We start from the raw sequence: 3,245 nt of genomic DNA on the forward strand, positions 1-3,245 counted from the left end.
TGGAACCCGTACGGCGACTCTGGCCGCCACTAGCATTGGGGACGCGGCTACGGGACCGCGACCAGGGTCAGGCAGCTGGCCGGTGGATCGACCAGGAAGCAGAAGGCCGGGCTGCGGGTGGGACGGTAATCGGTGGGGACGCCGTGTGCGGCGACGAGCTGTGTGTAGGTGCCGACCGCATCGGTGGGGCGGCGAGTGAGGGCCGGGTCAGTGCGCACGTCGACGCTGTAGAGGCCGAATCGTGGTGTGTAGCTGCCCCATTCGTAATTATCGGTGATGCTCCAGTAGTTGTAGCCGATGACGTTCATGCCGTCGGCCTTGGCGCGCTGGATCCAGTAGACGGTGTCGCGCAGATGATCGCTGCGGGAGTAGCCATCGGCCCGGGGGCGGCCGTTCTCGGTGGGCATGCCGTTCTCGACGATGTAGAGCGGCTTGTTCGGAAAACGGCGCGAATAGTGTTGCAGCGCATAGTAGATACCCTCGGTACGCAAGGGCAGATCCCAGATGTTCGTGCCTGGCAGGTTGGGAAGAGTAGATCCGGTGGCTTTGGTGATGGACCCGAGCAGCGACTGCGCTGGATCGTAGCCGAAGTAGTAGTCGACGCCGACGTAATCGAGCCGGTAGGCGACGCGATCGAGGAAGGCCCCGTTGACTTCGGCCTCCGAGCCCGCGACATAGCCGACGTTACTGGTCACCTCTGCGCCGGGCTGGATTTGGTGGATATAGTCGTAGATGGCGTTGTGCGCTTGCGCGATCCGTTCCTGCATCTCGCCGGGATCGGCGGCGCCCCTGCGGACCTCGTGCGAGATATACGCGGCCGGCTCGTTCACCGTGACCCACAGCGGATTGTCGGAGGCGTAGCGATCGACCACCGTACGCATGTTGGCCAGCCAGTCGTCGACCATGCCTGGACTGCGCCAGCCCCCGCGGTCGACTGCCCAGCCCGGGTACACCCAGTGGTCAAGGGTGATCATCGGTCGCATCCCCGCCCGCACGATGGTCGCGATGACAGCATCGTAGAAACGGTACGCATTCTCGTCCCGAATCCCCGGTGCCGGTTGCAGTCGGGCCCATTCGATCCCGATCCGGAACACCCGCACGCCAAGCGCGGCCGCCAAGTCGATGTCCGACGCAAAGCGGTCATAGAAGTCGACCGAATCGCGCAATGCGTCGTAATCGTGGTGCGCGGGAATGTACCGCGTCCAATTGCTGTCGGGCGCATGGCCTTCGGACTGGAATCCGGAGGCTGCGACACCCCAGAGAAATTCCGCGTCCAGCGGCGGTGCGGCAGCGACCGGCCGGATCGGCGGGGCCGCTGGAGCGTTCGTACACAGCAGCATGGTCGACGCGGCGGCGGCGAGCACGGCCAGGGCATACCGACGAAACCGGAATCGCATCACCTGAGGGTAAGCGGATGCGCACCGTCGACACGCGGATTGTGCGATAACTGCTTCCGTTTCCGCGAGTTCCTGCCCGCAGTGGCCAAATTTGTCAGGGACGCAGACGGTTTCGTCCTCAGCGCAGACGCGAAGGACAAGGGTCCGGCGTCGCAACTGGCGGAGTCATCCACCAACCGGTCAGCGCTGGCCCGACGATGCGCTGCTGCGCGCCAGGCTATTTACCTGCTCGGATCCGACGACCGCGGCGACTTTGCCGAGTGGTTGGCCGGCGGACTGACCCGCGCCTTGCGGTCGGTCTCGCACACCGACGTACCCAGCCGGCCGCGGCCAACAGCCCCAGTGCACCGCGCGGCCTGCCAGCCCAGCGCGGCGGCGGTAGCAAGATCAACCAGCGCCGAAGGTCGTATGCTCCGGTGTCTTTGCTGAATGACGCCGCGAGGGAATAGCAGTGGGCAGCGGTCTCGTAACCGTCGGTGTCGAACAGGGTCTCACCTGAGAGCTGCAACGCCTCAGCAGTGAGCTCGGCCAGATGTCTCCGGACATGATCATCGTTGGTTCGGCGTGCCCCATCGATGAGCAGATCGAGGTGCTCGCGGACAGTAGGAAAGGTGTCAGCCTTGGTTACCGCTTGGGAGTAACTGCGCCACAACCGCTGGTCGATGCTCGCTACGTGCTCGACCGGCAACGATGGGACACCCGCCAACAACTCCGCATCGCGATCGTCGCCTGGATCGAACGCATGGACACCGCCGCCAAACCCGACCCGGCAGATCGACCCCATCGAGTACGAGACAGTCATGACCTCAGCGACCGATCAGGCCGCATAACCAACTGTCGCCTAATCGTGCCGCAGTCCCTTTTCGGTCAATGGTTTCAAGAGCTTTGTTCGTGTTCGGCTCGTCATTCCCGAGCGCGGCGAAGGGCCGCTTGTGATTTCCCGGTACCCGCGCCCCGGTTAACACCTTGCCAACGACTAGGGGAAGACGCGCGGTGACGCCACTCCGTAGCGGTATCGTTCTTTATTTGACGACCGCACCGGAATTGCCATCCAACTCGTGAGAGGGCCCAGGATTACATCCTCATGATTTATCTGAGTTTCGGGCGGCGGGCGCGGCGGTGTTCGGTGTCGCGACCGTTGGAATCGCATCTTCGGGCCGCGAACTCATCGATTCACGTCGAGTGCGAGACATCAAAGCCGGTGTCTAGTAGCATTAGATGGGTTCGGCGCAACGGGTTTCTATATATCGCGGGAGTGGAAGGTCCCTCCGCGCAGTTGCGGCGCGTGGACGTGTGATCATCTTGTCTTGTGAAGGGCAGGGTAATGTTCGAAGCGGCAGCCGCCCCGGGCCAGGCTCGACTTTGGGGTGCGATCCCGAACCGAGGGGCGTTGGAATCATTCACTTCGACCACGCAGATCTCATTTTAATACGGGCATGTCGTACGTAGCTTGACGCGTCCGGCGAGGTCTCCATCGGCTTCGTGTGATGGGGTTTTCTGGACGTTATTCGCTTGCGGCGGTACATCATCGCGTCGCGGTTACGGCGAATTTGTTGCACAGTTGCTAGGCAAGGTCGGGGACAGGGGGTTGGTGTACCTATGGCAGGCGGCGATGTCTGAAGATTGCTTCCATTGGAGAGCGGCTACGACTTCGAGCTACCATTAGTGAAGTCATGCGCTTCGATCGGCGCATGACCGCAACGGGGATGGGGCGTTCGCTTCAACGTCGGTGAAGTGCATATGTAATTGCATTTGCAAGGAAGAATACACCTACGGGAAATTTCGGGCACAGACGGATATTTGTTGCGCGCTGCTCATGTGTCTCGGAATTCGAGGAGGGGTTAGACG

Annotated in this window: 1 protein-coding gene; it reads right to left on the reverse strand. The window is 62.2% G+C overall.

The genetic code is table 11. From position 1 onward, the window contains the following. Positions 1-47: 47 nt before the first annotated feature. Positions 48-1,397, reverse strand: a complete 1,350-nt coding sequence (locus ACFU4Z_RS33845) for a family 1 glycosylhydrolase (protein WP_379071645.1) — start codon at positions 1,395-1,397, stop codon at positions 48-50. Positions 1,398-3,245: the final 1,848 nt, after the last annotated feature.

This window comes from Nocardia sp. NPDC057440 (genome assembly GCF_042802915.1).
Classification (GTDB): Bacteria; Actinomycetota; Actinomycetes; order Mycobacteriales; family Mycobacteriaceae; genus Nocardia.

What these genes read in the sequence shown, in the direction of transcription:
- ACFU4Z_RS33845 (WP_379071645.1), bottom strand. Translation starts at nt 1,397, where the DNA reads ATGCGATTCCGGTTTCGTCGGTATGCCCTGGCCGTGCTCGCCGCCGCC.